General features: G+C 48.4%; 1 protein-coding gene. It reads left to right on the top strand.

What is annotated here, in order from left to right:
• On the top strand, positions 1-1,331 hold a 1,331-nt coding region (locus KDK16_RS12165), incomplete at both ends, for a tyrosine-protein phosphatase (protein ID WP_257276325.1).

The raw sequence follows: 1,331 nt of genomic DNA, 5'->3' as shown, positions 1-1,331 counted from the left end.
GACGACCCTGTCATTACAAAGCAATTCAGCGATATTCAAAAAGACAGCCCAGATATACAAAGTAAATTCGATCAAGACCCTGCTTTCAAAGCTCAAGCACAGCCAAAATTCAAAGACATCTTTCAGAGCGATAAAGGCAAAGCATTCGCACCGGGAGCTCCCTATCATGCCGCCAAAGTTGACCTGCCTGGTGGCAGCTTTATCGCCAGTCAGGGACCGGTTGAAAAGACAGAAACCAACTTCATTAAGATGCTGGCCCATCATCGTCCTGCCGTTTCAGTCTCTCTTGTTAACGCCAAGGAACTGCAAGATCCGAAAATTTCCGGGCAGAGAATTAATAAGTGTTCTATTGAAGTAGGCCCGAAGAATGTGGGTGAAGAAAAAGACTACGGCGGCGTTAAGGTTAGACTGGATGGGCAGTATTCGTTTGATAATGATAACGTCACCGTCAAACAATTCTCCGTTAATGGAGAAACACAGTTCAGGGTTTACGACAAAGGCTGGGCAGACTATTCTGCCGGCAACCCGGAAAGACTGGCAAAACTGTCGGTACTGGTTGAAAAGTTACGTCAGCATCCCTCTGTTGCAGCCAGGTCAGACAACCCCACCGTCGTCAACTGCAATGCGGGGGTCGGCAGAACCGGAACTTTCGTAACGATTGATAACAGCCTTAGGCAGTACCAAAAGACAGGAAAAGTTCCACAAGATTTCACTCAAACCATTGCTACCGCCCGTGAGGTCAGAAACAAATTCGTGCAAACAGCAGGACAACTCAATACCGTCACGGCGGTTCACGGACAGTTCACACCATTGTTTGATCCACTGCTGAAAGAAGCAGGGCTGACCGTTGCTACACCTGCAGAACCCCCTGTTAGCCGCCAAAAAGCCCCGGACCCTGAAGATAACGGACTGGGGTATGGTTCAGAAGCCTATGCCACCGTTGACAGGGAAAAGCTAAAAGCGGCCCAAATCAGAAGAGACAATGAGAACGACCTTTACGTCAATACCCGTTTTGCAAAGACAAGTGAGACTGCTGTTGAAAAGGCTCCGGACTTACCGCCCTCACCACCCGTGCCTGCGAAGAGATCGAAATACAATGGCCCTAAAAATGCTGACCAACTGCTGAATAAAATTACTGGAGGCGGGTACGGAAATACAATACAAACATTCGATGCCAGGAAACTGACCACTGAACTGACCCATGTCTTGCGTCAGGCAGATCAGGAGCAACTGAATGAGATTGTTAATTACACCGAGACCTTAAAGGCAAACAGTGATTGGCATCAGGTAGGCGAGATCATGGAAGAAGCCAGCAAAAACCACAGACGCCC

The organism is Endozoicomonas sp. SESOKO4, assembly GCF_024606275.1.
This window is presented reverse-complemented; position numbering and strand designations above follow the sequence as displayed.